The 3,867-nt window shown below is 71.5% G+C and carries 4 protein-coding genes; all 4 read left to right on the top strand.

The features are described from left to right. Positions 1 to 585, top strand: a 585-nt coding sequence (locus ABZW11_RS46070; RefSeq protein ID WP_355432865.1) for a tyrosine-type recombinase/integrase, incomplete at its 5' end; no start/stop codon positions are given. Between the two features lie 117 nt (positions 586 to 702). Further along, on the top strand, positions 703 to 1,644 hold the full coding sequence (locus ABZW11_RS46065) for a ParA family protein (protein WP_185073132.1): 942 nt from the start codon (positions 703 to 705) through the stop codon (positions 1,642 to 1,644). Continuing rightward, on the top strand, positions 1,641 to 2,459 hold the full coding sequence (locus ABZW11_RS46060) for a segregation/condensation protein A (RefSeq protein ID WP_355432862.1): 819 nt from the start codon (positions 1,641 to 1,643) through the stop codon (positions 2,457 to 2,459). The genes ABZW11_RS46065 and ABZW11_RS46060 overlap by 4 nt, the downstream gene beginning before the upstream one ends. Positions 2,460 to 3,006: 547 nt before the next feature. Next, complete coding sequence (gene scpB, locus ABZW11_RS46055; RefSeq protein WP_355432868.1) at positions 3,007 to 3,540, top strand: SMC-Scp complex subunit ScpB; 534 nt, start codon at positions 3,007 to 3,009, stop codon at positions 3,538 to 3,540. Positions 3,541 to 3,867: the final 327 nt, after the last annotated feature.

Raw genomic sequence — 3,867 nt, 5'->3', positions numbered from 1 at the left:
CGGCTCCGCCGCCTGCCCAAGGCCATCGGCGTCGCCGAGGTCGAGCGCCTCATCGCCGCGTCCGGCCCCGACGGCGCGCCGCTCACGCTGCGCAACAGGGCCCTGCTCGAAGTGCTCTACGGCACCGGCGCCCGCATCTCCGAGGCCGTCGGGCTGGCCGTGGACGACCTGGAGGACGACCAGGTACGCCTGCGCGGCAAGGGCGGCCGCACCCGCATCGTGCCGCTGGGCCGCTACGCGCGGGCCGCGCTGGACGCCTACCTCGTGCGGGCCAGGCCGGGGCTGCTCGCCCACGGCCGCGGCACCCCCGCCGTCTTCCTCAACGCCCGCGGCGGGCGGCTGACCAGGCAGGGCGCGTGGGAGGTGCTGCAGGCCGCCGCCGAACGAGCCGGACTCGACGGGATAAGCCCCCACGTACTCCGTCATTCCTTCGCAACTCACCTTTTGGACGGCGGCGCGGACGTTAGGGTGGTGCAGGAGCTGCTCGGCCACGCCTCGGTGACGACCACGCAGGTCTACACCCTGGTCACGGTCGACAAGCTCCGCGAGGTCTACGCCGCCGCGCATCCGCGCGCCCGGCAGTGATCTATAGTCTTTTGGGACGTGCGCCGCCCACGGCGTGCCGCCTTGCCGCGTTAAGTGGTGACGCCATAGTGTCCGTCCGGACGGTCCGGTTCGGGATCGTCAGGGAGGTTCGAGCTGGTGACTGTGACGACCAAGGGTTCGACCCCGGGGACCCCCGACAACCCCTGGGGCGACACCAAGACCAACGCGCCCTCCAACGGCGTCAATCTGGGCCCGACACAGCGGCCCAGACCCGTGTTCCCCGAGCCGGTGCCCCCCGCGGTGCACGGCCCGGCGCGCGTGGTCGCGATGGTCAACCAGAAGGGTGGCGTCGGCAAGACCACGACCACCATCAACCTGGGCGCCGCGCTGGTCGAATACGGCCTCAAGGTGCTGCTGGTCGACTTCGACCCGCAGGGCGCGCTCTCCGTCGGGCTCGGCATCAACCCGCTGCAGCTCGACCTGACCGTCTACAACCTGCTGATGGAACGCGGGGTCACCGCCGAAGACGTCCTGCTCGAGACCGGCGTCGAGGGCCTCGACCTGCTGCCCAGCAACATCGACCTGTCCGCCGCCGAAGTGCAGCTCGTCACCGAGGTCGCCCGCGAGCAGGTGCTCGGCCGCGTCATCAAGCCGCTGCTGCCCCACTACGACGTCTGCCTCATCGACTGCCAGCCGTCGCTCGGCCTGCTCACCATCAACGCCCTCACCTGCGCCCACGGCGTCATGGTGCCGCTGGAGTGCGAGTTCTTCGCGCTGCGCGGTGTCGCGCTGCTCATGGACACCATCTCCAAGGTGCAGGAGCGGCTCAACGAGGACCTCGAGATCGAGGGCCTGCTCGCCACCATGTACGACGCCCGCACCCTGCACGGCCGCGAGGTGCTGGCCCGGGTCGTGGAGGCGTTCGGCGACAAGGTGTTCCACACCGTGATCAACCGTACGGTGCGCTTTCCCGACGCCACCGTGGCGGGCGAGCCCATCACGACGTTCGACCCGTCGTCGCTCGGCGCCAACGCCTACCGTGAGCTGGCCCGCGAGGTGCTCTCGCGCTGGCCCGCGCCTGCCACAATGGCCAGGTGACCGCAGAGCAGACCGAGACCCAGGGCTTCCAGGTTCATCTGGACGTCTTCGAGGGCCCCTTCGACCTGCTCCTCGGCCTCATCGCCAAGCACAAGCTCGACATCACCGAGGTCTCGCTCTCCAAGGTCACCGACGAGTTCATCGCGTACATCAGGTCGCGGGGGCCCGAGTGGGACCTCGACCAGACCAGCCACTTCCTGCTGGTCGCGGCGACCCTGCTCGACCTCAAGGCGGCCAGGCTGCTGCCGTCGGGCGAGGTCGAGGACGAAGAGGACCTGGCGCTGCTCGAGGCCAGAGACCTGCTGTTCGCGCGGCTGCTGCAGTACAAGGCCTACAAGGAAGTGGCCAAGGTCTTCGCCGGGCGGATGGCCGAGGAGGCGCTGCGCTTCCCGCGTACGGTGCCGATGGAGGAGCAGTTCGCCAACCTGCTGCCCGAGCTGATCCTCGGCATCGGGCCCGAGCAGCTCGCCCGCATCGCGGCCAAGGCGTTCACCCCCAAGCTGCCGCCCACCGTGAGCGTCGGCCACATCTACCAGCCGCTCGCCAGCGTCAAAGAGCAGGCCGCCATCCTGGTCATGCACCTGCGCCGGATGCGGCGGGCCACTTTCCGCGCCCTCACCGCCGACTGCGCGGGCACCATCGAGGTGATCGCGCGCTTCCTGGCCGTGCTTGAGCTCTTCCGCGAGTCGGCGGTCTCGTTCGACCAGGTCGAGCCGCTGGGGGAGCTGCACGTGACCTGGACGGGCACCGACGACGGCGACGTCGCGGTGGGGGACGACTACGAGGAACCGGCGGAGAAACGCACTGATGACTGACGACAACCCGCTGCCCAACCCACGCCGCTCACCCGACTCCGACCCGCCCCTGCCCGCCTGGATGACCCTCCCCGGCTCCCTGGTCCAGCCGGGCGCCCCTCGCGTGGAGGGCACCGACGCCACCGAGCCCGGCGACGCGGCCGGCCTTGGGCCCGTCGACGACGCACCGCCACACGCCGGGCAGGCGGAGGCGAACGCGGCCGCAGGGGAGCCGGAGACGCCGGACGAGGCCGCGCAGGCATCCGATGCGGCGTCCTCGGCGGTTGAGCCCGCGCAGGCACCGGACGCGCCTGAGGCCGCGCAGACACCGGACAAGGCTGAGGTCGCGGAGACGCCGGACACGCCCGAGTCTTCGGAGGCTGAGCCGGCGGCCCCTTCGGTGGATGAGGCCCGTTCCCGGGTGCGGGACGAGGCGGATGAGGGCGTTCCGCGGGCCGGGTGGCGAGATGCCGGCGAGGCCGAGAAGCCTTCTGCGGCGGCGGCTGCTCGTGGGGGTGAAGAGCCTGGTCACGCCGGTGGCGGCGGGGACGGCGGAGAGGGGCCGTCGTTGGAGGCGGCGCTTGAGGCTATCCTGATGGTGGTTGATGAGCCCGTCGCCGAGGTGACGCTGGCTCAGGTGCTGGAGCGGCCGACGCATCAGGTGGCCGCTGCGTTGCGCGCACTGGCGGCGGAATACACCGCCGCCGGGCGGGGTTTTGATTTGCGAGAAGTCGCGGGCGGCTGGCGCTTTTACACGCGTGCCGACTGCGCGGCGCTGGTCGAGCGGTTCGTACGCGACGGCCAGCAGACGCGGCTGACCCAGGCCGCGCTGGAGACACTCGCGGTCGTGGCCTACCGGCAACCGGTGAGCCGTGCCCGCGTCGCCGCGGTGCGCGGCGTCAACAGCGACGGCGTCATGCGGACGCTCGTCGCGAGGGGGCTGGTCGAGGAGGCCGGCACCGACCCGGAGAGCCAGGCAGTGCTCTACCGGACAAGCTCATACTTCCTTGAACGTCTGGGACTGCGGGATCTGAGCGAGCTGCCTGAGCTCGCCCCCTTCCTCCCCGACGACGTGGAAAATCTCGAGGAGACGACAAAGTGATCAACAGGCGTAGCACCCCGTCCGGTGATGGACGCGGTCGTGGACGTGCCGGCGGCTCCGGCCGTGGCGGGCGTCCCGCCTTCCGCTCCGGTGACACCCGTGGCGGCGGCACGCGCGGAGGGGACTCCCGCGGTGCCCGCGGTGGCCGGGGCGACTTCCGGCGCGACGATGTCCGCGGCGGAGACGACTTCCGCGCCCGGCCGTCCCGCGACTCCCTGCGCGCCGGCCGGGGCGCCGAGCACCGCGTAGCCGTAGGTGTAGGCGGAGCCGGCCTTCGGGATGAGGCCGGCGAACTCGGCGTACGAGAGCGCGGCGGCGGCGCTGGCC

This window comes from Nonomuraea sp. NPDC004580 (genome assembly GCF_040609855.1).
Classification (GTDB): domain Bacteria; phylum Actinomycetota; class Actinomycetes; order Streptosporangiales; family Streptosporangiaceae; genus Nonomuraea; species Nonomuraea salmonea.
The sequence above is the reverse complement of the archived record's forward strand: the minus strand, read 5'-3'. Positions and strand labels throughout refer to the sequence as shown.